Genomic DNA, 25235 nt, shown 5'->3' on the forward strand with positions numbered 1-25235 from the left:
GGTCAGGACCACGCCGCCGCCCCCCGCCCAGCGCCAGCCACCACCTCCGCGGCCGCGGATGCGCTGATCAGCGCTCGCTGACCGGGCAACCGCCGCACCCACCGGGCGAACAGCCGGCTCCGTACCGGTGCTCGGTCAGACCCGGGCCCGGCGTGAGGCGGGGACGGCGTGAATACCGCGGCACCAAGGGACGCGGGGCCACCAGCGAGGCCCACCCCCGGCGGCTCACCCTGGGTGGTCTTCACCAAGCCCCGCAGCTTCCCCGCCCATCAACCACCCGGCCGCTCACACCCCTGGGTGGCCTTCACCAAGCCCGCAGCTTCCCTGCCGCCAGCCCACAACCCCGCGTGATCTTCACCAAATCCACAGCCGCCCAGCCACCAACCACCGCCCGGCGGCACTCATCCGCGTCGCGCCCGGGCCTCGCCGAGGACGCGTGGCTCCAGGGGTACTCCGAGGGCGTCCGCGGCGGACCAGTGGGCTGCGGCGGCCTCCGCGGAACCGCGGGCGTGGGCCACGTTGCCCAAGCCGGTCAGCGCGCGAGCCCGTTCGTAGTCGCTCGCCGCCAGGACCGCCAGTTCCGCTGCCTCCCGGTACCCGCGCTCCGCGGCCTCCAGATCACCCGCACGGAAACGCGTCCACGCCAGGCAGTTCACCGCCATCAGCACCTCGACCGGCAGCCCAGCCAGCCGCCGGGCCTCCTCGGCGTGCTCGACGGCCGCACCGAACCTGCCCAGTTCCGTCTCCGCCAACGCGATACCCCGCAACGCGATCGCGACATTCCTTCGCCGCCCCGCGGCCCGGTACACCTCCAGCGCAACGCTCAGGTCGCGTACCGTCGCCGACGGCTCGCCCTGATACAACCGCACCCACGCCAGGCTCGACAACGCATCCGTCGCACCCCGTTCGTCACCGGCCTCGGTGCACCGCTCCCGGGCCCGCCGGTGACATTCGGCCGCCTCGTGCAGCTCCCCCATCTCGATATACGCCATCCCCAGGCTGTTGAGGATCATGCCCTCCGCATCCGGGCCGGCCGCTTTCAACGCGCACTGGTGCGTCCGCAGCCACGGCTGGAAAAGCTTGTCGCGGAAGAAAATCGCCCGCAAGACGAACGCGATCTGCCAGCACCGCCGGCGCAGCCCGTGCTCTGCGGCCAGCTCCACGATCCCGGCCAGCGCCGGCCACCACGCACGCAGCCACGCCAGCGCGTCCGCGGCCGACGCGAACGGCAACCGAGCCGGGCGCGGGCAGTCGATCTCCGGGCGGAACCGGTGCGGCTCAACCAGTTCGTCCGCCGCGACAAGCATTCCCGCCGCGTACTCGACGAGCCGTGACACCGCCGCCGCCCGGTCCACGGCGCTGATCCGCGGCAGCGCGTACCGGACCGCGAACAACCGCACCAAGTCATGCATGTGAACGACTCCGTCCTCGTCGAGCGTGATCAGATGGGCGTCGTGCAACCGGTCGAGCAGGGTGTCCGCCTCGGCTCCGGCGAGCTCCGTGGCGGCCACCGCGTCAATCGGGGTGGCCGGATGCAACGCCAGCAGGCCGAACAACCGGCGCTGCCCGGCGGGCAGCTCCTCATACGAGACGGTGAACGCCGCGGCCACGCTCCGTTCGCCGTCGTCCAGTGCCGCCAGCCGGGCCGCCGCGAGCCGCCCGGCCAGCCGCCGCGCGCTCCAGCCGCCCGCGACCAGCCGGGCCGCGGCGATGCGGATCGCCAACGGCAGCAACCCGCACAGTTCGACGATCTCGACGGCCACCTCGTCCGCGGGCAGCCCGCTGATCGAACCGAACAGCGCCAGCGCGTCCGCGCGCGAAAGCATCCCCGCGTGCAGGTGCCACGCGTCGTCGAGCGCGGGCAGCCGGGCGCGGCTGGTCACCAGCACGCGGCACGCCGGTTCCGCCGGGATCAGCGGGCTGATCTGCGCGGCACTGCGCACGTTGTCGAACACGAGCAGCATGCGACGCCCGGACAGCTTGTCCCGCACCAGGTTCGCCCGCCCGTCGACCCCGGGCGGCAGCTGGTCACCCGGCACGCCCAGCAGGAGCAGCAGCTGTTGCGCCCCCTCGGCGGGCGAGAGTCCGGGCACGCCGGGCGTGTGCCCGCGCAGGTCGAAGAACAGGCAACCGTCCGGGAAACCCGGTGCGGCCTGCCGGGCGGCGGCGATCGCCAGCGCGGTCTTGCCGGCCCCGGCCATCCCGTGCACGACGCAGACCCGCACATCTTCGGAATGGCTCAGCACCGCCGAAAGCGCGGCGAGCTCGGTTTCCCGGCCGATGAAGTGCCGGGTTCGTGCGGGCAGTCCCGCGATCCCGGCACCGGCTCGCGGCGGTTCGCCGGGCACCAGCGCGGTGAGCTCTCCACCGGCACCCAGCGCTTTGTCATAGGCTTCCACGACGCTCCGATTCGCCCGGACACGACCGTTTTCGACCTTACTCAGATAACCTTTCGTGAAATGCGCCAGCACCGCCAGCCTGGCCAGTGACAAACCGGCCGACTCTCGCCGCCGGCGTAATTCCGGACCCAGTTCCGCCATACCTCGATCCTCCCGCATCCACCCCGGAAACGGAACTCCGGCCGGTGGGATTCCACCGGCCGGAGCAGGGCTTTCTCAACCGAGCAAGGAGCTCAGCAGGTCCAGGAAGATCTGAAAGTGCGTGTGCATGACCGGGTCACCCCTTTCTTCGCGGATTCTTGCCGGAATTCGCTCCGGCCCATTAATCGTGAATCCGCGGTACCGGCCGGAAAAAGGGGTTTCCGGTTTCCGGATACAGGAAACCCGGGAAACCGTTTTTGCGCGGCATCGTTTCCGGTAGACTGCCGGGTCGACGAGCTGACGCAGAGGTGAGTCCTTGAACTCGAACGGGCGTGACGAGATCGAAGCGCTGGTCTCGGAACTGAAAAAAGTACGAAAGGGTCCCGGAGTCGAAGCGGCTTCGCTGCCGGACACGGTGGGCCCGCCGTTACGCCGCGCGGCCGGGGTCCTCGACACGGACCCGCCCGCCACGGTCCGCGAGAAACTGGTCCGCACACTCTCCGACCTGATCACCCGCCTGCCCGACGGCAGCCGCGCGATCGGGCAGGCTGTGCTCGGGTTCGGTCCCACGTCGGGCAGGCGCTACACCCACCGGCTCGGGGAGCTGGGCCGGGTGGCCGACCGCGACATGCGCACGATGCAGCGCCGCGCCGACGAGGTCGTCTACCTGCTGGCCGAGCTGGCGGCGGCCGCCGCGCCGGCGCCGCCCGGGCCGGAAAGCCCTTGGCACACCACGGCTCTCGACGTCGATCTCATCCCGGACGGGCAGGGCGCGGAGGTGTTCGAGAAGCGCGAGATCGTCAGCCACGTGCCGGAGCTGGCGGAGATCGAGCACGGGATATCGCTCGGCCGCGTGCTCGGGCGGCCCGGCCCGGTCGATCTGGCGCAGCTCGGGATCGAGGTGCTACGCGGCGGCGAGGTCCACTCTGCCCGGATACTGTCCTCGAGCCGGGTCGGGTTCCAGCTGCGGCCCCCGCGCGTGCTCGGCGCCGGGGACCGGCACGAGTTCTTCGTCCGGATCCGGGTCGCCGAGATCTCGCCTTTCTATTGCTGCACGCCGGAATTCCCGTGTGAACGGTTCCGCCTCAACGTTCGCTTCGACCGGGTGCCGCCGCCGTCGCGGATCTGGCGGATCGACGGGGAATTCTCCAAGGACGCCGAGGATCCGCTACCGGTGCGCAAACCGTTGTCACTGAACGGTTCCGAGGTGTCGGCCGATTTCGAGAACCTGCAACCGGCCCGCTCCTACGGCGTCGGCTGGGAACGCGGCTGAGCCCGCGCGCGGGTGAACCAGCGGGAAACCGGGCCGGGCAGCTCGGCGAGCGCGGTCGCGGCCCTGGCGGTGGAAACCCAGTGCTGCCAAGGCCCGTGCTCGTCGTGAAGCGCTTTCACGGCCTCGGTCAGCAAGGGCCGGGCCCGCCGGACGTGGTTGAGCCTGGCCAGGCAGACACCGAGCTCCAGCCGGGTGAGCCGGGTGTCGGGATGATCGGCGCCGAAGGCGAGTTCCTGGCGGGGCGCCAGTTCCTCGAACTGGCGCGCGGCGGTTTCCCAGTCACGCAACCGCATCCGGACGAGCCCGCGCCACTGCCGGGCCTTGAGCGTCAGCGGATGGTCCGCGCCGAGACCGGCTTCGGCACGGACCTCGGCGTCCGCGAGCACGGCGAGTGCTTCCAGGTTTTCCCCGTCGTTGCTGAGCGCTTGTGCCTGCAGAATGCGCAGTTCCAACGTCAGCGCGTGGTCATGGCCGAACCACGCGACGGAATCGGCGGCGGCGCGGCGGGCCGGCCCGGCCCCGTGCTCCCCCTCGACGAGCACGGCGACCGCCCCGCGGGCCAGCGGGTGGCGTGCCCACCCGGCGCGCGCGAACTGCCCGGCGAGCCGGCCCGCCACCTCACGGGACCGGGAAAGGTCCCCGGCCAGCAGGAGCAGCCGCGCGTCTTCCAGCGTCGCCACCGGCCATGCCCCGCGATGGCTGCCGAACGGTTGCGCACGGCGGATTTCCGGTAGCAGCGTGTCGAGAAGTTCCCGCGCCACCCGGTATTCACCGCGCAGCCGCAGCGCCTGAACCCGCGCGAGCCGCACTTCGCGGCGTTCGTCCGCGCCGAGCCACACCGGCTCGGGTCCCTGGGCGGCGATGAGCGGATGCCGGTGGAAAACCTTGTCCGCACGCGCATACGAGCCGTTCGCGTCGTGCGCGAGCGCGGCCACGAACCGGGCGCGGTATTCGGTGCGGACGTCGTGGGCGCGCCGGGCGCCCTGGATGAGCCGTGCGGTGCGGCGGATCGCGGCGGGCGGATCGCCGGTCTCGGCTTCCCTGCGTGCGGCGGCCAGCACGTCGGCGGGATCACCTCCGGCGGCGACGAGCCCCCAAACCTGGGCGGCGGCGGGGAAATCGCCGCGTTGTTCGTACCCGCGCGCGACCGCGCGCAGCAATGCCGTTCGCTGGGAGGAGGCCGCCGGGTGCCGGGCGACTTCGAGGGCGTGCCGGTAGTTGACCAGCGATGTGGGCGTCCTCAGGAATCGTTCGAGCACCGTCGCGGCGCGCCGTACGCCGTGTGCGGTCGGCTCGAGCCGGCAGATCGCTTGCCACGCTTGACTTTCCCCGGACGCGGGCGCGACGAACGCGGCGAGTTCGGTGAGGGCACCGGCGACCAGCAACGGTGCGCGCGGCCCGAGCAGGTCCGACACCCCGGCCATCAGCAGGTCCGCGCCGACCGGTGCCGGGGCGAGCGCGGCGACGAAATCGAGCACGACGCGCGCCGGTTCGCTCAGCGGTCCGGCCTCGACGTCAGGAAGGTCCGGGCTCGGCCGCACGACGCTGCCGGGAAGCCGGAGTTCCCCACGCACGCCGTCCAGGATCCAGACCAGGTCATCCGGGGCGCGCTCACCGAGAATCCGCACGGCTTCGGCGAGTTCCAGCCCATGAGTGTCCACTTCGAACAGTTCGGCGGCTTCGCTGACCGCCGCGGCCAGATGTGCTTCGTGTTCTGCCGCGGGACGCAGCCACACCACCGGGTTCACCCCGGTAACAATGCCGGAAGAACCGGGAAAAAGGATCGACGATAACCGGACACAAACATGACATTTTCGCGCGCCGCGCTCAGGCCGCCGCGAAGAGGCGTCGTCCGACCAGCGCCAGGATCACCAGCAGCAGTGCGGCGAACCCGGCGAGCGCGGCCTGCAGCGAGATCAGCTGGGTCGCAAGGCCGAGCGCCAGCACCGGGCCGGCAAGCCCCACGTACGCGGCAAGGAACAGGCCGGCCAGCGCCTCACCGCGCGCTTCCGGCATGGCGATCGAGAGCACGATGCTGACCGAACCCTTGAACGCCGCGCCCGCGCCACCACCCGCGAGTACCCCGGCGATGACGAACAGCACGAGGCTCGGCAGCTGCACCGCCACGGTCATCAGCACGATCCCGGACACGAGCAGCCCGAACCCGATGCTCAGCTGCCGCCGCACTCCCGCGCGCGACAACAGGATCTGCGCACCGGTGGCCGCGGCGAACACGGCGAACGACACCGCGCCGGCCAGTACATGCGAATGCTGGTGCAGGACGTTCGCCAGGAAGGCGGGGGCCAGCGAGACGAACAGCCCGAACACCGCGAACTCCGCCAGCGCCGCCGCACCCGCGGCGAAGAACCGGCCGCGTGCCGCGCGCGGCACCGAGAGCCGCTGCGGCCGGTATTTCACCGGCGTCGCCTCGACGGTCTCCGGCACGAGCACGAGCACGACCGCGCCGAGCAGCATGAGCGCCTGGAACACCAGGTACGGCACGTGCAGCGGGTCGCCGGCGTACTGCGCGAGCGCGCCCGCGACCAGCGGCCCGACCCCGAGACCGCCCAGGTTCGCTGCCGTCGCGACCAGATCCGCGCGGCCGCGCGACGCACCGGGCCGTGCGGCCAGGTGCAGTTCGGTCAGGTGTGCGGTGGCCGTCGCGGTGAGCGCGCCGACGCCGAGGCCGGACAGGAACCGCGCCGCCAGCAGGGCCGGAACCGAGGACCAGGTAAGGAACATCACGGCGGCGAGCACGTTGATCAGCACCGCGGGCACCAGCACGTTGCGCCGCCCGACCCAGTCCGAGATGTGCCCGGCGAGGAACAGGCTGGCGATCACGCCGAGCGCGTACGCCGCGAAGACCACGGTCAGGGTGAACGAGCCGAAACCGTCTTTTGCCTGGTACAGCACGTAAAGCGGGGCGGGCACGGTGGAGAATGCCATCGTCACCGCGAAGGTGTAGGCCACCAGCCAGAAGCCGCGGCCATGCGTCCGCGAGTTCCCAGCCCGCCACACGGGCAGCTTGGCCGCCGTATCGATAGTCGTCATAGCACCCACAGTGCCTCCGGCCAGCAATCACGTCCAACGAATGTTTGTGCTTGCTACCATCTCTGAAATAGATTGATGCCATGGAACTGCGCCAGCTCGAATATTTCCTCGCGGTCGCCGAAGACCTGAACTTCACCAAGGCTTCCCGGCGGCTGCGGGTCGTGCAGTCCGGGGTCTCGACGGCGATCCGCGCGCTCGAACGCGAGGTCGGCGCGCCGCTGTTCCAGCGCGACAGCCGGCACGTGCGACTCACCGAGGCCGGCACGGCGATGCTGCCCGGCGCGCGTGCCGCGCTCGCGGCGGCCCGCGCCGCGCACGACGCGGTTCAGGAACAGCAGGGCCAGCTGCACGGCGAGGTCGTGGTGGGCACCATGCTGACCCTGCCGGGCATCGACATGGCGGCCGTGCTCGGCCGGTTCCACCGGGAGAACCCGGCCGTGCGGGTCCGGGTCCGCCATTCCACGACCGGCACCCAGGGGAATGTGGACGCACTACTGGCAGGCACGATCGACTTCGCGCTCGCGGCGTTCGCGCGGCGCCCGCCTGCCGGCCTGAACGTGGAGATCCTGACCGAGGACGAACTGGTTCTGCTGTGTGGTCCGGACCACCGGCTCTCCGGCGCCGGGCCGGTGCGGCTGACCGAGCTCGCCGGGGAGACCTTTGTGGACTGTCCCGAAGGCTGGGGCACCCGCGCGGTCATCGACCTCGCCTTCGACCGGCTGGGGATCAGCCGGTCGATCCCGCTGGAGACAACGGACTACGCGACGGTGGCGGCCTTGATCAGGCAGGGCCACGTGATCAGCTTCCTGCCCGCGGGCGTCGCCGCCCGGTACCCGGAACTGGTTGCGGTGCCGGTGAAAGGGGAACCCTTGTGGTGGAACGTGTCGCTGGCCAGCTCGGCGTCACGGCCGCTGTCGCGGGCCGCACTGGTGCTGATGGCCCAGCTGCGGGATTCGGTCCGGCGCTGAGGCTCGGTATCAGAACCACGTCCTCGGCCGGATCCGGTTGGCCTCGTCGACGAGGGCGATGCGGTCACGCCGGGCGGTGGCCTGGCGTGCCAGGCACAGATACTCCTTCTCGAGCCCCCTGCGAAGCTCGTGTTCGGCCAACCGGTATCCCAGCACGGATCCGTTGCCTGTTCCGTTGCGGTGCACCCAGTCCAACGCCGCGGCCAGCAAGTCGCGGGAGGCCGGCGCGCGGCGGTACTCGTCGAGGTCCAATCCGGACAGTCGCGCGCCGGCGGTCACCAGGTCCTCTTCGGACAGTGAGCCGGCACCGGTCCGCAGCCCGATCGCGGCCAGCTGCGCGGCGACGTGGTTGCTCGACGTCTCCGGCACCGATTCGAGCACCTCGGCGGCCCCGGCGCGGTCGTCGGAGTCCCGCAACACCCTGGCCAGCCCGAAGGCCGCGCTGATGAACGTGCGGTCGGTGCGCCACACCGTGCGGTAGTACCAGTCCGCGTTCTCGCCCACCGCTTCCGCACACGCCGCGATCGCCAGTTTCGGGGCGAGCTCGCCGGGCGCCAGGTCGTACACGGTCTCGAAGGACTGCCGCGCCTGGTGCGGCCTGCCCTCGGCCAGCGCGGCGAGCCCGCGGTACCACTCGGCGCGCCAGTCGCCGGTGCCGAGTTTCGTCGTGTTGAGCGTTTTCCTTGCGTCAGCGGGTTTTCCGGCGTCGAGCTGGGCCCGCGCAAGGCGCAGTCTGATTTCGGCCCCCGGTACCGCCGCGCCGGACAGTTCGCGGATGATCGCCTCGGGATCGGTTTCCGCCAGCCCGGCCAGGAACGCGGTTCCCGGGTCGGTCAGATCCACGCGCGGCACGGGCAGCCCCGCCGCGACCTCCTCGGGAGCCGGCAGATCCGGAACCCCGAAGGCACGGCGTTCCGGGGTGAACTCCGCCGACACCCCTGCCCGCGGCTGACCATCCACAGTGGACGCGACTTCACGGAACACGCCTTCCAGCTGGAGACGCATCTCTTCGGCCGAGCCGAACCGCTGATCCGGGTCGGGGTGCGTGGCGCGCAGCAGCAGCCGGTGGAACGATTCGTACTCGGCCAGCAACGGAACCTCGCTGGGCGGTGGCAGACTGTCCCGGTAGGCGTGATGGAAGTCGAACGGGAAGGTCATCACCGCGAGCGCGCGTCCGACGGTGTACACATCGGACACCGGTGACGGCAGTTCCCGGCCGATTTCCGGGGCCTGGTAACCGGGGGTGCCGTAGATGGGGCTGGCCTGATCCGACCAGTGCCGCACGGCGCCGAGGTCGATGAGCTTGAGCTGGTCCTCCACCTGGATCGCGTTGTCCGGCTTGAAATCGCAGTACACCATGCCGCTGGCGTGCAGGTGTGCCAGCGCGGGCAGGATCTCCAGGGTGTAGGCGATGGCCTGGGTCAGCGGCAGGCACCCGGCCGGCTCGCCCGCCTGCTTCATCAGGTCCCGCAGCGAGGTCCCGCCGACATACTCCATCACGATGTAGCCGGTGCCGCGGTGTTCGACGAAGTTGTAGATACGCACGATCGACGGGTGCTCGACCCGGGCGAGGAACTCCGCCTCGGCCATCGCGGCGGCCATCGCGTCCGTGTCGCCGGTGTCGAGCAGGCCCTTGAGCACCACCCACCGGTCGGCGACGCGATGGTCGGCGGCGAGGTAGATCCAGCCGAACCCGCCGTGCGCCAGGCACCCCAGCACTTCGTACTGATCGTGCAGGAGCTCGCCGGGGACGAGCTTCGGGGTGAAGGAGAACCGGCGCCCGCACCGGGGGCAGAATCCTTCGACGCGGCCGGGTTTCCCTTCGCTGCCGCGGCCGACCTTGGCCCCGCAGGCACTGCAGAACCGTTTGTTCTCCGGCACCTGAGGATCGGTGAGCACGGCCGCACGCGGGTCACGGCGCGGCACCGGCGGGATGTCGATCACGCCGCGGCCCAGCAGGTTCCCGCTCGACGAACGGCCGGACGAGCGGCCGGGTCGCGACGAGGCGGACGCCGGCGTGCTCCAGGAAATGCTTGCGGGCGCGGCAAACCCGGTCGTGGCCGGGCCGACGGTGTCCGGCGGCGCTTCGAGACCGCAGGTGTCGCAGAAACCGGCCTCGTCAAGCCGGCCGGCACAGCCGGGACGCGGACAGGCGCTCATGACCGGTCCTCCAGTGCCCGCTGATAAGCACGCAGCGCGATCGTCGCGGCCCGCAGATCACACGGGATCGCGTACAGCACTTCGTACGCCCGGCCATCCAACCTGATGAGCTCCGGATCCGCGGCCCGGCCCAGTTTGCAGGCTTTCACCCGGCACGCGTCGAGCCGGCCGCGCAACTCCAGCCGGTGATCCAGCAGCCCCTTGGCGAACGCCAGCCGCGCCCGTGCGTCCGCCAGCGCGGCCCGCGCATCAGCGTCCAATGTGGACATCTTGCCGGCCAGGGTGCGCCACCGCCGGGCCTGCCAGAGATCCGTCAGCTCGGTGAGCCGCACACGCAACGCCGGGACGCTCTCGCCCGGCGCCCCGAGTGCCGGCGACGCGATCTTCACCAGCACGTTCGCCCGCACCGTACGGACTTCGGCATCGACGGCGGCGACCCGGTCGACGACGGCCTCCAGTTCCTGTTGCCGCTCGGCGAAATCGTCACGGGCCGAGACCAGATCCTCCAGCGTGGCAAGGACTTCCGCCAGTTCCGCGGTGAGTTCGGCCGCATCCCCGAGCACGGAGGTCAACTCGGCCAGGTCCGCGGCACCCGCGCGCGCCCGGATCTCGCCAGCACGGCTCACCAGCTCCCGATGCCGGGCAAGCTGTTCCCTCAGCCGGTGCCCGGGGTGAACGTCCATCGCGACAAGCGCTTCGGCGATCCGGGCACCGTCCGCGGCTGCTTCGGCCGGCACGCGATCGGCCTGTTCGAAGTCCGGCACGGGCATCAGTCCTCGTACCGGGGCACCGGCGGGGCGGGGACCGGGCCGGGCAGCAGCCCGTAGAGCCAGCGCTGGTACGACGCCGCCCAGGCGCCGCCGGTGCGGACCCGGTCCAGCACCCCGTTGACGAACCGGACCAGGTCGACGTCCTCCTTCGGCACCGCGATCCCGTACGGCTCGGCGGCCAGCGACGCGCCGACGACTTCGGTGTAGCGGTCCTGCGCCGCCATGCCGGCGAGGATCACGTCGTCGGTGGACACCGCGTCGGCCTGTCCTTGCTGGAGCAGGACGAGGCAGTCCGTCCAGTCCGCGACCGACACCACGACCGGCCGCTGCGGGAGCGCCTGCACGGTGGCCAGCGACGTCGAGCCTTTGGTGGCACACACCCGCTTGCCCGCCAGCTGCTCCGGACCGGTGATGCCCGAGTTCTTCTTGACCAGAATGCGTTGCTGCGCCTGGTAATACACCGACGAGAATGTCACCTCTTCCCGCCGGTCACAGGTGATCGTCATGGTCCGCACGACCATGTCCACGTCACCCTGCTGGAGCGCGGGGATCCGCTGGTCCGACGTCAGCGCCCGCAACTGGATCGCGTGCGGGTCACCGAACAGCGCCTGCGCGACCGCGCGCGCCATGTCGATGTCGAATCCCTGGATCTGCCCGGTGAACGGGTCGCGGAAACCCATGTTGAGGGTGTTCTGGTCGACGCCGACGACGAGCTTGCCGCGCTGCGCGATCTTCGCCATCGTCGAGCCGGCCGGCGGTTGCCCCGGCGCGGGCATCGGGCTGAGCGGCCGCGGGCTGGCGAGCAGATCACCGCACTGCTGTTGCACGGGCGGTGCGGCGGCTTCGGCGGTGGTGACCCCGGCCGGCGTGGGCACCCGCGCCGGCACGGTCGGCAGCGTGGTCGTGCTGACCGCCGTGCACCCCGTCAGCACCAGGGCCGCGACGAGCAGGCCGAGCACTCGTTTCATCGGTAGTCCCTCAGCCGTCGCCAGATCCCGGCCACCGAACCGGCCGCGACGAGCACGGCCAGCGCGATCACCGCGGCCATCGCACCGGACAGGTCGCGGGCGGCGGCGTTCACCTCGGCGCCGAAGGTGTCGCGGGCGCGGTCGATCGCGGACCGCAGGTCGCGGTCGAGCCGGTCGAAGCTTCCCGCCGCCCCCACGGGTCCGGCGTCGGTGGCCCGCCGCACCGCGGTCACGTAGTCGCCCTGGTCGTCGGCGGCGCGGATGGCGGTATGCGCGGACGCCCACGCCTGCGCGTCCGCGCGCGCCGACTCGACGATCCGCGCCACCTCCGGGTCGGTCGCCCGTGCCCTGGCCTCGTCGAGCAGCCCCGCGAGCTGCCCGGCGGATTTCACGTAGTCGTCCTGGTAGGCGCTTCCCGCACCGCGGGCGACCAGGGTCAACGTCTCGTCCACGCGGGCGCTCAGCGTCGCGATTCTGGCCTCTGCCAGCACATCCACCTGCGCGGACCCGTCCGCGCGACTGTCCGCGGTGTCGTTCATCGCCGACACCGTCGCGATCAGCACCCAGCCCAGGGACAGCACCGCGGCGGCGGTCGCCACCAGCAGGCCCGCGTTCAGCACCCGGTTCGTGCGGCGCCGCAGAAACCCTTGTGCGACAAGGAGAAGCGCGAGCACCACGAGCGCGAGCAGAACCTCCGCCCACGGCGGTCTCGTCGCCCGGTCCTGATCGGCCGCGAGCTGACCGGATTCGCCCTGGTAAAGCTGCTGTGCCGCGGGCAGCAGCTCCGAGCGCAGGAGATTCGAGGCTTCCCGCTGGTAGGCGGCGCCCAGCGGCAGGCCCTGCCGGTTGTCGGCGCGAGCGGTCTCGATCAATCCCGTGTAGACCGGCAACTGCCCGGTGAGGACCGCCAGCGGGCTGTCCTGTGCGGTGACGTCCGCCGGTTCCCGCGCCGCGACGGCGATCGCGAGCGCGTTGCCGGCCTGCGCGATGTCGGCCTCGTAACGCTGACGTGTTTCGGCCGGTTCGAGTCCCCCGGCGAGGAACGCGCCGGTCGCGGTCGCGTCGGCGTCCGCCAGCGACCGGTAGATCTCCTGCGCCGCGGCGGTGAGCGGACCGCTGCGGGTCGCCAGCTCGTCGACAGCCTGACTCCGCCCCCGCACGCTGAGTGAGGTCAACAGCCCGGCCAGCAACGAGGCAAGGACCAGGACGAGCGCGAGCACGGTCAGCACCCCGGGCGTGGTCCGGGCGAGCGCGGCGGCTTCCCGGACTGGCCTGCTGGTCAGGACCGCGGTCATGCCCGCAAGAATCGCCGACTCACCCGATGGCAGGACAGCGCCGGCCGGCTTTGCCACGACATTGGTGCCGACATGTGACCCACGCCCTGCGACCGTCCGGTTACAGCAGAGCGCGCAGTTTCGTCAGTGCGCGATGCTGCGCCACCCGCACCTGCCCGATGCTCAACCCCAGTACCGACGCGGTCTCGGCGGCCGAAAGCCCGGTCGCCACGCGCAGCAGCACGATGTCGCGATCCAGCGGGGGCAGCGTCGGCAGCAGCGCCGTGAGTTCGGTCCCGGCGGCAGGCGGGCCACCGAGGGAGAACTCGTCGACCGTGCGGGTCACGACCTCGTACAGCAATCGCAGAAAGGGGCCGCCGGCGTAACCCGGCAGTGCGGCCAGCACCGCCCGGCCGGCGTCGGCGGCCACCTCGTCCGCGTCGCGGTAGGAATCCCCGCGCCGGCCCAGCCGCGCGCGGCAGTAGCGCACCAGCAGCGGCGCGATGCCGGTCAGCAGCCGGCCGACGAGTTCGGGGTTACCGAGGGCGGCGTCGCGTGCGAGCCGATCCAGTTCCGACCCGGCTCCCGCCGACACCGTCACCGCATCACCATCCTCATTCACGGTTCAGCGTGATCACACCGAAAGCCGCGCCGGCCGGGTCGGTCACCACGGCGAACCGGCCCACCGGCACATCGGTCGGCTCCTGCATCACCGTGCCACCGAGCCGGGTCGCCGACGCGACGATGTCGTCGGTGCCGGACACCGCGAAGTAGATGACCCAGAACGGGGGCGCCTCGGCCGGCCACCGCTCGTCCATCGGGAGCATGCCGGCGATCGGGCTGTCTCCCAGCTGCCAGGTCGTGTACTCGATGCCGTCCATCGGCTGCCGGTTCGCGCTCCACCCGAACACCGCGTGGTAGAAGTCGGCCGCCGCGTCCGGATGCCGGGTCACCAGCTCGTTCCAGCTCAGCGTGCCGGGCTCGTTGACCAGCGCGGCACCGGTGAACGGGCCGGGCTGCCACCCCCCGAACACGGCACCGCCCGGGTCGGCGTAGATCGCCATCGTGCCGGTGCCAGGCACCTCCATCGGCTCGACGTAAACCTGTCCCCCGGCCGCGGTGACCGCCTTCGTCGTCACGTTCGCGTCGGCGACCGCCACGTAGCTCGTCCAGGTCGGCGGCATCCCGGGCTGCTGCTGCGGCCCCATGCCCGCCACCGGCTTACCGCGCAGCTGGCACATCCGGTACCCGCCGTACTCGCTGCCCTGGTCGATCACCTCCCAGCCGAACAGCTCGGAGTAGAACCGCGCCGCCCCGTCGATGTCCGGTGTCGTCAGGTCAACCCAGCACGGGGTGCCGGGGTCGTATCCGGTCTTCTCCACTTCCGTCACACCTCATTCCCGACTGCACACCCTCCCCTTCGAGAATCGCTTTCCCGGCTGGTTCCTGGTTAGGGCCTAAAGACCCCTTATCCCCGTTCACCACAGTTCCCGGCACCCGAATGCTCCACTGTGGACTGACCGGGTGGCGGAAAGCCGTGGCACGACAGCGGGAAGTGACGGTCAAGTTCGTCCATCCGATGACTTGTCAGTGCCGAGGGCGGCTCCGTAACCTCGACCGAGGGTGATGGACATGGCACGCGAAGTGATGATCGATCTGCTACCGGCCCTGCTACGCCGCGCGGTCCGCGTGGTACCGGCACAAGAGGACGACAACGGCATGCCGGTGCACGCGGGCATGCTCCGGCTGGTGCGCAGCGGTGTGCTGCATCGGCTGGCGCGTGGCTACTACGCCCTCATCGGCAGTGAGCGGCTGGGCCAGTCGTGGCTGCCGGCGCTCGAATCGGCGGCCTGGGGTATCGCCGCCGCGGACGACGGGCCGCGCTCGGTCGCGCTGATGGGACTGTCGGCGGCGCAGGTGCACGGCGCGTTCGGCGAGTCACCGGAGGTCGGCATCGTCGCCACCACCCGCAACCGCCCGTCGCTGCGCCTGGTCGACCGCCCGGCCACGGTGTCCTTCGTCCGCCGCGACGCCCGGCGGCTCAAGATCGAGCGCTACGCCAGCGAACTCGGCGCCGGCTGGGTCACCACGATCGAGCAGACGCTGCTGGACCTGGCGGCTTACCCGCAACTGGGCGGCCGCCCCGACCTCGCCGAGGACGGCATCACCGCGCTGATCGACAAGGCCGACCCGCATATTCTCTACAGCCTCGCCGCCGCCCAGCGCCGCCTCGGTGCCCTGGACCGCATCCTGCTCCAGGTCTAGCCGCGCGGGTCATCATCCCTGGCCGGTGAAGGTGCGGCGGATGCCGCGCCAGACGTCGTCGTAACCCGGCTGCAGGTGTGCGGCCGAGCGGGCGAATTCGGTGGTGACCAGCGGCCAGCGCGTCTCGAACATGAACGCCAGCGTGTCCTCGACCTTCTGCGGCACCAAGTCCTGTGCGCTCGCCTTCTCGAAGGTCTCCGCGTCCGGGCCGTGCGCCGACCACATGTTGTGCAGGCTCGCCCCGCCCGGTTCGAAACCCTCGGCCTTCGCGTCGTAGACCCCCTTGACCAGCCCCATGAATTCGCTCATCACGTTGCGGTGGTACCAGGGCGGGCGGAACGTGTCCTCGCCGACGAGCCAGCGCGGCGCGAAGATCACGAAATCCGCTCCCGCCTGTCCCGGCGTATCGGTCGGCGACGTCAGCACCGTGTAGATCGACGGGTCGGGATGGTCGAAACTGACCGTGCCCATCACGTTGAACCGCGCTGTGTCGTACTTGTACGCCGCGTGGTTTCCGTGCCACGCCACGACATCCAGCGGGGAATGGTCGTAGTCCGCCGCCCACAGCCCGCCGCCGAACTTCTGCACCACCTGCACCGTCTCCTCGCGGTCCTCGAACGCCGCGACCGGGTACTGGAAGTCACGTGGGTTGGCCAGGCCGTTCGCGCCGATCGGCCCGAGTTCGGGCAGGGTGAACGCCTGGCCGTAGTTCTCACAGACATAGCCGCGGGCCCGCGCGCCGAGCAGCACGACCCGGAACCGCACCCCGCGGCCGATCACCGCGATCTCCCCCGGCTCGACCCGCACCCGGCCGTACTCGGTGATCAGCAGCAACCCGCCCAGTTGCGGAACGAGCAGCAGTTCGCCGTCCGCGTCGACGAAGTAGCGGTCCTCCATCGACTTCGTGGCGAGGTACCAGTGAATCGCGATCCCGCTGCGCTGCAACACATTCCCGTTGGCGCCCACCGTGTACAGGCCGTCCACGAAATCCGTCGGCGTCTCCGGCAGTGCGGGTGCGCTCCAGCGCAGCCGGTTCGGGTCGGCCACCCCGGCCGGCACCGGCGCGCTGCGCAGCAGGCCCGCGGCATACGGCCGGAACGGGGGATGCGCGGCGGATGGGCGGATCCGGTACACCCAGCTGCGGCGGTTGTGCCCGCGCGGTTCGGTGAACGCCGTCGCGCTGTGCTGCTCCGCGTAGAGCCCGAGCGGCGCGCGCTGCGGCGAATTCCGCCCGACCGGCAAGGCCCCCGGCACGGCTTCGCTGTGATGTTCATTGCCGAACCCCGCCGAGTACTCGAGCTGAGTCTCGATCGTGCCCGTCATCGCGCACTCCCCTCGTCTCCTCCCCAGCGTGCCAGCCCGGTCAACCCGGCGCGATCTATCCGGTCGGATCAGTACTGCGCCGTTCGTTAATGATCCGACCGCAGCCACGGCGGAAACGGGTTGCCCCGAGCAGGTCGGCAGCCGACCGTATCCGCCTACTTCCGGTCGGATCATTACTGCGCCGTTCGTTAATGATCCGACCGCAGCCACGGCGGAAACGGGTTGCCCCGAGCAGGTCGGCAGCCGACCGTATCCGCCTACTTCCGGTCGGATCATTACTGCGCCGTTCGTTAACGATCCGACCGCAGCCACGGCGGAAACGGGTTGCCCCGAGCAGATCGGCAGCCGACCGTATCCGCCTACTTTCGGTCGGATCATTAAAGTGGTGGCGTGGTGATGATCAGTGGCGGTGAGCTCCGCGGACTGACCACGCCATCCGGGCTGACCGTGTTCCGCGGCGTCCCTTATGCCCGCGCCGGCCGGTTCGCGCCGCCCCGTCCCGTCGAGCCGTGGACCGGGGTGCGGGACGCGACCGGCCACGGGCCGATGAGCCCGCAGCCACGGGCCCGCCCCGGCGCGGTGATGGGCGTGCCACCCGAAGCGGCGCAGGGCGAGGACTGCCTGAACCTCACGATCGTCACCCCGGCCACCGCCGGGAAAAGACCGGTGCTCGTGTGGATTCCGGGTGGCGCCTACGTGACCGGCGCCGGGTCGCTGGACATCTACGACGGGCAACGGCTCGCGGTCGAAGGCGACGTGGTGGTCGTCGGCGTCAACTACCGGCTCGGCGCACTGGGTTATCTCAAGCTCGCCGGGGTTTCGCCGGGCAATCTCGGCCTGCTCGATCAGCTGGCGGCGCTGCGCTGGGTGCGGGACAACATCGCCGCGTTCGGCGGGGACCCGGACCAGGTCACGGTGTTCGGGCAGTCGGCGGGCGCGCATTCCATCGCATGCCTGATGGCGATGCCCGGCGCGGACGGGCTGTTCCGCCGGGCGATCCTGCAGAGCGCGCCGATGGCGATGAAGATCGCGAAACCGGCGCGCGCGGCCAGGGTCGCGCGGCTGTTCACCGCCGCGCTGGGCACCGACCCGCGCACCGCCAGCGTCGCGGAAATCCTTGCCGCGCAAGAGAAGGCGATCGTGCGCGCGGCCGGTCCCGGCGGGTTGTACTCGGTACCGCCGTTCAGCCCGGTCGCCGAAACCGGGCCGCTGCCGACGGTCGCGGGCTGGCTGCCCGCCGCCGTACGCCGGGCTCGCGACGTGGATGTCCTGATCGGCACCACGAAGGACGAGATGAACACGTTCCTCAACGACAAGCCGGGAATCCCGCTCATCGAGGCGAACCCGTTGGGCCGCAAGGGAATGGCGGCGGCGAAGAACGCCATCACCCGCTGGATGTTCGACGCGCCGTCACGCCGGTTCGCCGACGCGCTCGCCGCAGCGGGCGGCCGGGTGTTCACCTACCGGTTCGACTGGTCCGCACCGGCTTCGGGATTCGGTGCCTGCCACTGCATCGAGCTGCCGTTCCTGCTGGGCGACCGGGAATCCTGGGCGGCGGCGCCGATGCTCGCGGGGACCGGCTGGGAGGAAATGGCCGAGCTAAGCCGGAAACTGCGTGCCGCCTGGTTGTCTTTCGCGAAGACCGGTGCTCCTTGCCTTGACTGGCAACGACATCTGCCCGGTGCCCCGCCCGGGTACACGTGGGCGGAAATTGGTCCGGACCGGCAAACTCGCGCCGGCGATCCCGCCGGGGTAGGGTGACGAGCGCCGATCCGCTGGGGGGTGCTCATGCGAATTCCGGGCCGGGTACTACAGGTTGTGCTCGCCATCGCGCTCGGGGCGGTGTTCGCGCAGGCCGGAACCTCGCACGCGCAAGGGCTTTCGCCCCGTCAGCAAGCCGGTCAGCGGGTCATCTACTCCTATTCCGGGCTGACCCCGCCGCGGAGCCTGCTCGACCGGATCCGCGCGGGCGAAGCCGCCGGCGTGATCTTCTTCGGCGAGAACATCTCCGACCTCACGCAGATCGCAAACGTGATCCGGCAGCTCCAGGACGCCAACGCGGCGAGCCCGGTGAAGGCGCCGTTGTTGCTGATGACCGACCAGGAGGGCGGCCAGGTGCGGCGGCTGCCCGGTGAGCCGGTGCTGTCGGAGAAACAGGTCGGCCAGGCGGCCGATCCCGTCGCGGCGGCGACCCAGGCGGGCACCGGCGCGGGCCGGAATCTCGCCGGCGTCGGCATGAACGTCAACCTCGCGCCGGTGCTGGACGTGTACCGCACGGCCGGCGACTTCATGGACCGCTTCGGCCGTTCGTACAGCAGTGATCCGGCGGTGGCCGCGCAACTGGGCAAGGCGTTCATCGAAGCACAGCAGCAGGCCGGAGTCGCGGCGACGGCCAAGCACTTCCCCGGTATCGGCGCGGCCGCCAGGGACCAGAACACCGACACCGCACCGGTGACCCTCGACGTGCCGCTGCCGACGCTGCGCGACGTCGACGAAGCGCCCTACCCGGCGGCGTTTTCCGCCGGGGTGAAACTCGTCATGGTCTCGTGGGCGACCTATCCGGCGCTCGACGCGGACCATCCGGCGGGGTTGTCCTCCGCGGTGGTGCGCAACGAACTGCGCGAGCGGCTCAGGTTCGCGGGGGTGACGATCACCGACGCCCTCGAAGCCGGCGCGCTGCAAGGCACCACGAGTGAGCGCGCCGTGTCCGCCGCCGCGGCCGGTATGGACCTCATCCTGTGCTCGGCCCGCGATGTGGCCCAGGGCGACGAAGCCGGGGACGCACTGGCCACCGCGGTTCAGTCCGGCCGGCTGAACCCGGCCGACTTCACCGCCGCCGTCAACCGGGTCTCGGCACTGCGCGCTTCGCTGTGACCGCTACTCGCCCCGCTCCTGTTGCTCGGCGAGGAACCGCTCGAACTCGGCGCCCAGTTCCTCCGCCGTCGGCATCTGGGTGACGTCGCCGGCGAGCAGGTTCTCCTTGTCCTTGGCGTCGACGAACGCGTCGTACTGTCGTTCGAGCGCGGCCACCACCTCGGCGACCTCGTCGGACTCCGCGACCTGGCGCGCGATCTCGCTGTCGGTGCGGCGCGCCGACTCCACGAGCGCCTCGTCCGGGATGGACAGGCCCGTCATCCGGGAGATCGAGCCCAGCAGCGTCACCCCGGCGGCCGGATACCGCGACTGTGCCAGGTAGTGCGGCACGTGCGCGGCGAAACCCACCGCGTCGTGGCCTGCCTCGGCGAGCCGCAATTCCGTCAAAGACACGGCGCTGCCGGGCACCTGGACCCGGTTGAACACCGACTGGTAGTCCCCGATCAGCTCCGCCCGGCTGGCGTGCGCCGTCACCCCCAGCGGCCGCGTGTGCGGGGCACCCATCGGGATCCCGTAGGCGCTGACCACCATCCGCAGCTGCCACCGCTCGACGAGGCTGCGCACCGCGGCGGCGTAACGCTCCCACTCGCGGTCCGGCTCCGGCCCGGTGAGCAGCAGGAACGGCGTGCCCGCCTCGTCGTGGAACAGGCGCACCACCAGCTCCGGGGCCTCGTAGTCCGACCAGTGGTCCACGTCGAAGGTCATCATGGGGCGACGGGCCCGGTAGTCGACGAGCCGGTCCACGTCGAACCGGGCGACGACGGTGTGCTCCAGGCGGGACTCGAGGTGCTCGGTGACGGTCTTGGCGGCCATCCCGGCGTCCACGAACCCGTCGAGCTGGTGCAGCAGCACCGCGCCACTGAGCTCGGGAAGCTCCGAGTCCACCTCGTAGAGCTCCTCGGGATCGAACACCTTAGCCTCCTGGGTCGCGTTTGGCCTTCCTTCTAGTGGATGAACGTACTGGCACCGTGGATTCATCCCGCAGCGGGCAGCCGGGTCGCAACCCCTCTTCCGTAGCAAAACGATCGGCCAGTAGGACGAAACCCGGCCTTGTTGGCAGCTTGCGATGCTACGTTGGATTTCTCCCTGTCACAGCAGCCGCGAGTCCGCGGCGGGTCCCGCACACCTGCGCCGCCGCAATTTTATGGGGGATGCGGAATGAATCTGGCCGACGAGGCACAGCGGCTTCTCGCCGCGATGGCAACCGATTCCTTCGGGGATTTCTCCCCGTCGTTGTACGAAACCGCGAGGGTCGTCGCATTGGCGCCCCGGCTGGCCGGGCACGCAGGCAGAATTCGCTTCCTTCTCGGTGAGCAGAAAACGAGTGGAGAGTGGGGCGGACCAGGGGCGTATGCCTTGCTGCCCACACTGTCGGCGACCGACGCACTGTTCGCCGAACTGACCCGCACGGCGGATCCGCAAGCGGTACGAGCGGTTCACCGTGGACTGCTGGCGTTGTCCGGCATGCTGGAGCGGGACATCGCGTTGCCCGACACGGTCGCGATCGAGATTCTGGTGCCGTACCTGGTGATCACGCTCAACACCCGGCTCGCCGGGCTCGAGGCGAATCCCTTGCCGGGACTGGAGTTCTGGCGGCACGGGCCACGGCTGCCCGTTCCGCCCGGGGCGCGGCCGGAGCTCCTGGTGCGGTTGCGCGAAGCGGTCGAGCGTGGCGCGGCGCTGCCGGACAAGCTCTGGCATTCACTGGAAATGCTGGGCCCGGTGGCGCGGGGCGCGTCGTTCGTGCACGCCGGGCGTTTCGGGGTGGGCTGCTCCCCCGCCGCGACCGCCGCCTGGTTCGGAACCGAGGCGGCACAAGGAAATCCGCATCCCGGAGTGCGCTACCTGGAACACCTGCAGGCCCGCCACGGTGGCCCGGTGCCCGTCGCCGCGCCGCTGGACGTGTTCGAGCGTGCCTGGGTGCTGACCACCCTGACCGACGTGGGACTGCCCGTCACGGTCCCGCCGGAACTCACCGCGGGACTGCGGGCGGCCTTCGGTGCGTCCGGCGCGCCCGGTGGCGCCGGCCTGCCGCCCGACGCGGACGACACCGCGACGGCGCTGCACGCGCTGGCAAACCTCGGGATGCCGTACCCGCTGGATTGCTTGTGGGAGTACCAGGTGGGCGAGCATTTCGCCACCTATCCGGACGAGCGCACTTCGTCGGTCAGCACGAATGCCCATGTCCTGCAGGCACTTGCGGCCTACCCACCCGGGGACAGCCGCATCGCCGCCACCATGACCGGCCTCGCGCGGTGGCTGGGTGACCGCCAGCAGGCCGACGGCAGCTGGACCGACAAGTGGCACGCGTCGCCGTACTACGCGACTCAGGCCTGTGTCGTCGCCCTCGCCGGCCGCGAGGAAAGTGTTGCGGTGACACGGAAATCGGTGCGCTGGGCGCTCGAAACCCAGCACGACAACGGTTCCTGGGGGTTCTGGGAGGGCACCCACGAGGAAACCGCGTATGCCGTGCAGATCCTGGTGCGCGCCGACGCGGACCTGGTCGATCCGGCGATCGAGCGGGCGGCGGCGGACGGATGCGCGTACCTGCTGGAAAACACGGGCGGGCCGTGCCCACCCTTGTGGCACGACAAGGATCTCTACACACCGTCGCGCATCATCCACGCCGAAACGCTCGCGGCGCTGCATGTGGCCGGTACCCATCCTCGCGTCGCCGCCCGCCTCGCGCGGCGGCGCGGCGAGCGGACGGAACGGACGGCTTGATGAACCGGACGGAGTTCGAACTCGCGTTCCGCACCCTGCCTTTTCTCGACGCCCATGCCGATCTGCCTGCCGGGATCCTGCCGGTCCGGCCGGGCCGGTTGCTGGTGTGGGAACCCGAAGCGCTGGACCGGATCTTCCGCGACGACAAGCGGCTCCGCCATCCTGGCAGCCGGTCGCTGAACCCACTGCTGGGGCCGAAATCCCTGCTGTGGGCCGACGGCGACCGGCACGCCGCGTACCGACGGGTGCTCGGCACGCCGTTGCGGGGGCGCCATCTCGCGCACTACCACGACATGATCACCGAGGTCACCGGTGACGCGGTGGAGAAACTGGTGCCGGGCAAGACTTTCGTGCTCGCGGACTGGACCCGTCAGGTCGCGCTGAACATCGTCTCGCGGATCGTCCTCGGCGGCGCGGACGAAACCGCGCTGACCGCCTTCACCCAGTGGATCGACCGCGCGCTGGGCTCACGCCGGCGCACCCTCGCCTACCGCCTGTTGCGTGGCAAGCTGCCCGGGTCCGGCGAGCACCTGGACAGCGCACTCGTCCGGGTCGCGAAGTCCACTTCGGACGCACACAGCCTGGTCGCGCTGATGCTGGCGCCGGGCAACCCGATCGGCCGGATCGATGACGGGGAGCTGCGCGACCAGATCGTGTCGCTGCTGTTCGCGGGACACGAGACGACGGCTTCGGCGACGGCGTGGACGCTGTACCAGCTGACCAGGCGCCCGCGGCTGCGCCAGGACGTACTGTCCGAATTGGACACCGGAGGCAACGCGAGCGATCCGGGCCGGGTTCCGTTGCTGCAGGCGGTGATCCAGGAGGTGCTGCGACTTTCCCCACCCGTCGAGGTCGCCGGAAACCGGCTGCTCACCGAGGAAACCGAGCTGCTCGGGCATCGCTGCCCGGCCGGCACGGTGGTGACCCCGGCGATCTACCTCGCGCATCACCGGTCCGGTCTTTTCCCACGGCCACACCGGTTCGACCCCGGCCGGTTCCTCGACCGCAAGGGAACTCCGGACGGTTACCTGCCCTTCGGCGGCGGGACGCGGTACTGCCTCGGCAGCCAGCTGGGGCAGCTGGAGATCCGGATGATCACGGCCGCCCTGGTGCGGCGGCGGACCTTGCGGGTGGTCAACCCGCGGGCCGGGAAACCGGCGTTGCGCGGGCACGCGATGGCGCCGTCGAACAGGCTGCGCGTGGAGGTGCTCAACTGATGCTCGAAACGCGGGCTCACCGCGTGTGGCGCGACGTGGTGCTGGTGCACCGGCTGCAGTTCCCGCTGCCGGTCAGCTATCTCGGCGTGGCACTGTGGGGCGCCTGCTTCGCGGTCGGCGCGCCGGAACAACTGGCGTCCTGGCCGGTGCTGACCGTCATCGTGGCGAATATCCTGCTGATTCTGGGCCCGCTCGCACTCAATGTCGCACTCGACAGGGAATTGGACAGCCGTCACCGCGAAAAAAACACACTCGCGACGGCGGCGAAACATTTCGGCGGAAACGGTCTCGTCGTGGCGTCAGTCGCGGAAATGGTGGCCGGCCTCCTCATCGCGGGCACGGTTTCGGTCGTACTCGGCCGGCCCCAGATCACACTGACCGCGGCCGGCATCGTGGTCCTGCACCTGCTCTACAACGTCGAGCCGGTCCGCCTGAAACGCCACGGCATGACCGGCGCGGCGGTGTTCGGCATCGGGGCGACCACCGGTCCCGCCCTGCTCACCTACTTCGCGGTGGCCGCGAACGTGCCCGCGCCAATCCGGCTCGCCTTCGCCGGGCTCGGCGTCATGGCGATCGGCCGCACCGCCTGGTGGTCGCTGCCCGACCGCGCCGCCGACCTGGCCGCGGGGCAGCAGACCCCGGTTGCCCGCTACGGCCTGCGGGGCACGGTCGTGCGATCGTGCCTGCTGCTGGTGGCCGGTCTGGTGTTGCTGGCCTGGGGGCTGGTGTGGCGATTCGGTCCGGCCTTGGCGGTGGCCGGGATCGCGGCGTACGCGCTGTTCCTGGCCGACGTGCTGCGCACCCGCCGGCATCCGGGGACCGCCCGGCGCATGCTGCGCCGGGCGATGCCCCTCATCGCATGCGGGGACGTCCTGCTGGCGGTGATCGCCCTGGCCGGCTAGTGCTTGCGGGCGAGCCCGGCGTAGACCTCGGCCAGGTGCGGGTTGCGGTCGATGGGCTCGGTGTCCGGGCGCCACAACGGCACCGGCACCAGACCCGGCTCGACCATCTCCAGGCCGGTGAAGAAGCGGGCCTGCTGCTCCGGCGAGCGCAACGTCACCGCCGGCGGCGCACCGAACATCCGGCTGAAAATGTTCAGCCCCTTCTCCAGGTCCTCGTTCGGGCTGAAATGCGAGATCCCGAGGTAACTACCCGGCGCCAGCGCCGCGACATAAGAGCCGACGACCCCCTCCGGGTCATCGCTGTCGGGCAGATGCAGCAACGTCTCGATCAACAGCACCGCGACCGGCTTCCGCAGATCAAGCAGATTCCGCGTCTCGGGCGCGTCGAGCACGTCCGAGGGACGCCGGATATCGGCCTCCAGATAGGCGGTGTTCGGCTCTCCGGCGAGCAGCGCCCGCGCCTCACCGGCGAGGCTGGCATCAATGTCGACGTAGACGACCTTGGCGTCCGGGTTGACCTGCTGAGCGATCTGATGCACCTGACCATCGGCCGGAACACCCGAACCCAGGTCGAGGAACTGGGTGATGCCCTGCTTGGCCAGGTAGCGGACCATCCGGGCCAGCAACAGCCGCTGCGCGCGCACCAGGAACGGCAGGTGCGGCGCGCAGACCAGGATGTGCTCACCGATCTCCACGTGCGCCGAGGTGTGGTGACTGCCGTCCAGCCAAGCGTCCCGCACCCTGGCGATGGTGCCGGGGGCGACCGCTCCTTCCACCGACGGAACCTGCATAGGCGATGCCACGTCCGGTACGCCTCCCTGGGCTGCCCTCCACCGATCGGCAACCGATCTTCGGTCACCAAGGTGAGCGATTCTACTGCGGCATACCGCGGCATGGTGCGTTCAGTACCGCGGACTTCATCAACC

The 25235-nt window shown here is 70.7% G+C and carries 20 protein-coding genes; 8 read left to right on the forward strand and 12 right to left on the reverse strand.

Features of this window, described 5'->3' with window-relative positions:
- Window positions 1–401: 401 nt before the first annotated feature.
- Window positions 402–2540 (reverse strand): XRE family transcriptional regulator, encoded by a 2139-nt coding sequence (locus GKO32_RS24235; protein WP_154759205.1) that lies wholly within the window; start codon window positions 2538–2540, stop codon window positions 402–404.
- Window positions 2541–2856: 316 nt separating this feature from the next.
- Between GKO32_RS24235 and GKO32_RS24240 the strand changes: the two genes are divergently transcribed.
- Entirely contained in the window at window positions 2857–3813 is a 957-nt protein-coding gene (locus tag GKO32_RS24240; protein WP_154759206.1) for a hypothetical protein, read from the forward strand.
- Here the strand turns inward: GKO32_RS24240 and GKO32_RS39945 are convergent.
- Together GKO32_RS39945 and GKO32_RS24250 are read right to left on the reverse strand one after the other, a co-directional pair.
- Window positions 3786–5561, reverse strand: a complete 1776-nt coding sequence (locus GKO32_RS39945) for a tetratricopeptide repeat protein (RefSeq protein ID WP_154759207.1) — start codon at window positions 5559–5561, stop codon at window positions 3786–3788. The two genes, GKO32_RS24240 and GKO32_RS39945, sit on opposite strands and share 28 nt — an antisense overlap.
- Before the next feature lie 79 nt (window positions 5562–5640).
- Window positions 5641–6864 carry an MFS transporter gene (locus tag GKO32_RS24250; protein WP_154759208.1) on the reverse strand — a complete coding sequence of 408 codons (1224 nt, stop codon included), beginning with the start codon at window positions 6862–6864 and terminating at the stop codon, window positions 5641–5643.
- A gap of 80 nt (window positions 6865–6944) precedes the next feature.
- On the opposite strand from GKO32_RS24250, the gene GKO32_RS24255 reads away from it, so the two are divergent.
- Window positions 6945–7832 (forward strand): LysR family transcriptional regulator, encoded by an 888-nt coding sequence (locus tag GKO32_RS24255; RefSeq protein ID WP_154759209.1) that lies wholly within the window; start codon window positions 6945–6947, stop codon window positions 7830–7832.
- Window positions 7833–7841: 9 nt separating this feature from the next.
- Here the strand turns inward: GKO32_RS24255 and GKO32_RS24260 are convergent, their stop codons facing one another.
- The 6 genes from GKO32_RS24260 to GKO32_RS24285 form a co-directional block, all read right to left on the reverse strand.
- Window positions 7842–9992, reverse strand: a complete 2151-nt coding sequence (locus GKO32_RS24260) for a serine/threonine-protein kinase (RefSeq protein WP_154759210.1) — start codon at window positions 9990–9992, stop codon at window positions 7842–7844.
- Window positions 9989–10762 carry a hypothetical protein gene (locus tag GKO32_RS24265; protein WP_154759211.1) on the reverse strand — a complete coding sequence of 258 codons (774 nt, stop codon included), beginning with the start codon at window positions 10760–10762 and terminating at the stop codon, window positions 9989–9991. Before GKO32_RS24265 ends, GKO32_RS24260 begins: the two co-directional genes overlap by 4 nt.
- A complete protein-coding gene (locus tag GKO32_RS24270; protein ID WP_154759212.1) occupies window positions 10762–11730 on the reverse strand; it encodes a glutamate ABC transporter substrate-binding protein in 969 nt (322 codons plus the stop codon). The genes GKO32_RS24265 and GKO32_RS24270 overlap by 1 nt, the downstream gene beginning before the upstream one ends.
- Window positions 11727–13025, reverse strand: a complete 1299-nt coding sequence (locus GKO32_RS24275) for a GlnX family signal transduction membrane protein (RefSeq protein ID WP_154759213.1) — start codon at window positions 13023–13025, stop codon at window positions 11727–11729. Before GKO32_RS24275 ends, GKO32_RS24270 begins: the two co-directional genes overlap by 4 nt.
- A gap of 100 nt (window positions 13026–13125) precedes the next feature.
- On the reverse strand, window positions 13126–13605 hold the full coding sequence (locus GKO32_RS24280; protein ID WP_312868458.1) for a sigma factor-like helix-turn-helix DNA-binding protein: 480 nt from the start codon (window positions 13603–13605) through the stop codon (window positions 13126–13128).
- Between the two features lie 13 nt (window positions 13606–13618).
- Window positions 13619–14386, reverse strand: a complete 768-nt coding sequence (locus tag GKO32_RS24285; RefSeq protein WP_208024526.1) for a VOC family protein — start codon at window positions 14384–14386, stop codon at window positions 13619–13621.
- Window positions 14387–14636: 250 nt separating this feature from the next.
- On the opposite strand from GKO32_RS24285, the gene GKO32_RS24290 reads away from it, so the two are divergent.
- Window positions 14637–15269, forward strand: coding sequence for a type IV toxin-antitoxin system AbiEi family antitoxin domain-containing protein (locus GKO32_RS24290; protein WP_154759214.1), 633 nt, complete (start codon window positions 14637–14639; stop codon window positions 15267–15269).
- A gap of 12 nt (window positions 15270–15281) precedes the next feature.
- Here the strand turns inward: GKO32_RS24290 and hmgA are convergent, their stop codons facing one another.
- Window positions 15282–16592: a homogentisate 1,2-dioxygenase gene (hmgA, locus tag GKO32_RS24295; protein ID WP_154759215.1), complete on the reverse strand. Its 1311-nt coding sequence runs from the start codon at window positions 16590–16592 to the stop codon at window positions 15282–15284.
- A 396-nt stretch (window positions 16593–16988) separates the two neighbouring features.
- On the opposite strand from hmgA, the gene GKO32_RS24300 reads away from it, so the two are divergent.
- Together GKO32_RS24300 and GKO32_RS24305 are read left to right on the forward strand one after the other, a co-directional pair.
- The gene (locus GKO32_RS24300; RefSeq protein WP_154759249.1) at window positions 16989–18353 is read left to right on the forward strand and encodes a carboxylesterase/lipase family protein; all 1365 of its coding nucleotides are present in this window, start codon (window positions 16989–16991) and stop codon (window positions 18351–18353) included.
- A 27-nt stretch (window positions 18354–18380) separates the two neighbouring features.
- Window positions 18381–19466 (forward strand): glycoside hydrolase family 3 N-terminal domain-containing protein, encoded by a 1086-nt coding sequence (locus GKO32_RS24305; protein WP_154759216.1) that lies wholly within the window; start codon window positions 18381–18383, stop codon window positions 19464–19466.
- Between the two features lie 3 nt (window positions 19467–19469).
- On the opposite strand, the gene GKO32_RS24310 is transcribed toward GKO32_RS24305, so the two are convergent.
- Window positions 19470–20378 (reverse strand): proteasome assembly chaperone family protein, encoded by a 909-nt coding sequence (locus GKO32_RS24310; protein ID WP_312868459.1) that lies wholly within the window; start codon window positions 20376–20378, stop codon window positions 19470–19472.
- 246 nt (window positions 20379–20624) lie between these two features.
- Between GKO32_RS24310 and GKO32_RS24315 the strand changes: the two genes are divergently transcribed.
- From GKO32_RS24315 to GKO32_RS24325, 3 genes are read left to right on the forward strand one after another with little or no spacing between them, the layout of a single operon-like run.
- A complete protein-coding gene (locus GKO32_RS24315; protein ID WP_154759218.1) occupies window positions 20625–22190 on the forward strand; it encodes a prenyltransferase/squalene oxidase repeat-containing protein in 1566 nt (521 codons plus the stop codon).
- Window positions 22190–23407, forward strand: coding sequence for a cytochrome P450 (locus tag GKO32_RS24320; protein WP_154759219.1), 1218 nt, complete (start codon window positions 22190–22192; stop codon window positions 23405–23407). The genes GKO32_RS24315 and GKO32_RS24320 overlap by 1 nt, the downstream gene beginning before the upstream one ends.
- On the forward strand, window positions 23407–24309 hold the full coding sequence (locus GKO32_RS24325; protein ID WP_154759220.1) for a UbiA family prenyltransferase: 903 nt from the start codon (window positions 23407–23409) through the stop codon (window positions 24307–24309). Before GKO32_RS24320 ends, GKO32_RS24325 begins: the two co-directional genes overlap by 1 nt.
- Here GKO32_RS24325 and GKO32_RS24330 read toward each other — a convergent pair.
- Window positions 24306–25112 (reverse strand): SAM-dependent methyltransferase, encoded by an 807-nt coding sequence (locus GKO32_RS24330; RefSeq protein WP_312868460.1) that lies wholly within the window; start codon window positions 25110–25112, stop codon window positions 24306–24308. The two genes, GKO32_RS24325 and GKO32_RS24330, sit on opposite strands and share 4 nt — an antisense overlap.
- Window positions 25113–25235 lie beyond the last annotated feature (123 nt).

Origin of the sequence: Amycolatopsis pithecellobii (assembly GCF_009707865.1) — a bacterium.
Lineage (GTDB): Bacteria > Actinomycetota > Actinomycetes > Mycobacteriales > Pseudonocardiaceae > Amycolatopsis_E > Amycolatopsis_E pithecellobii.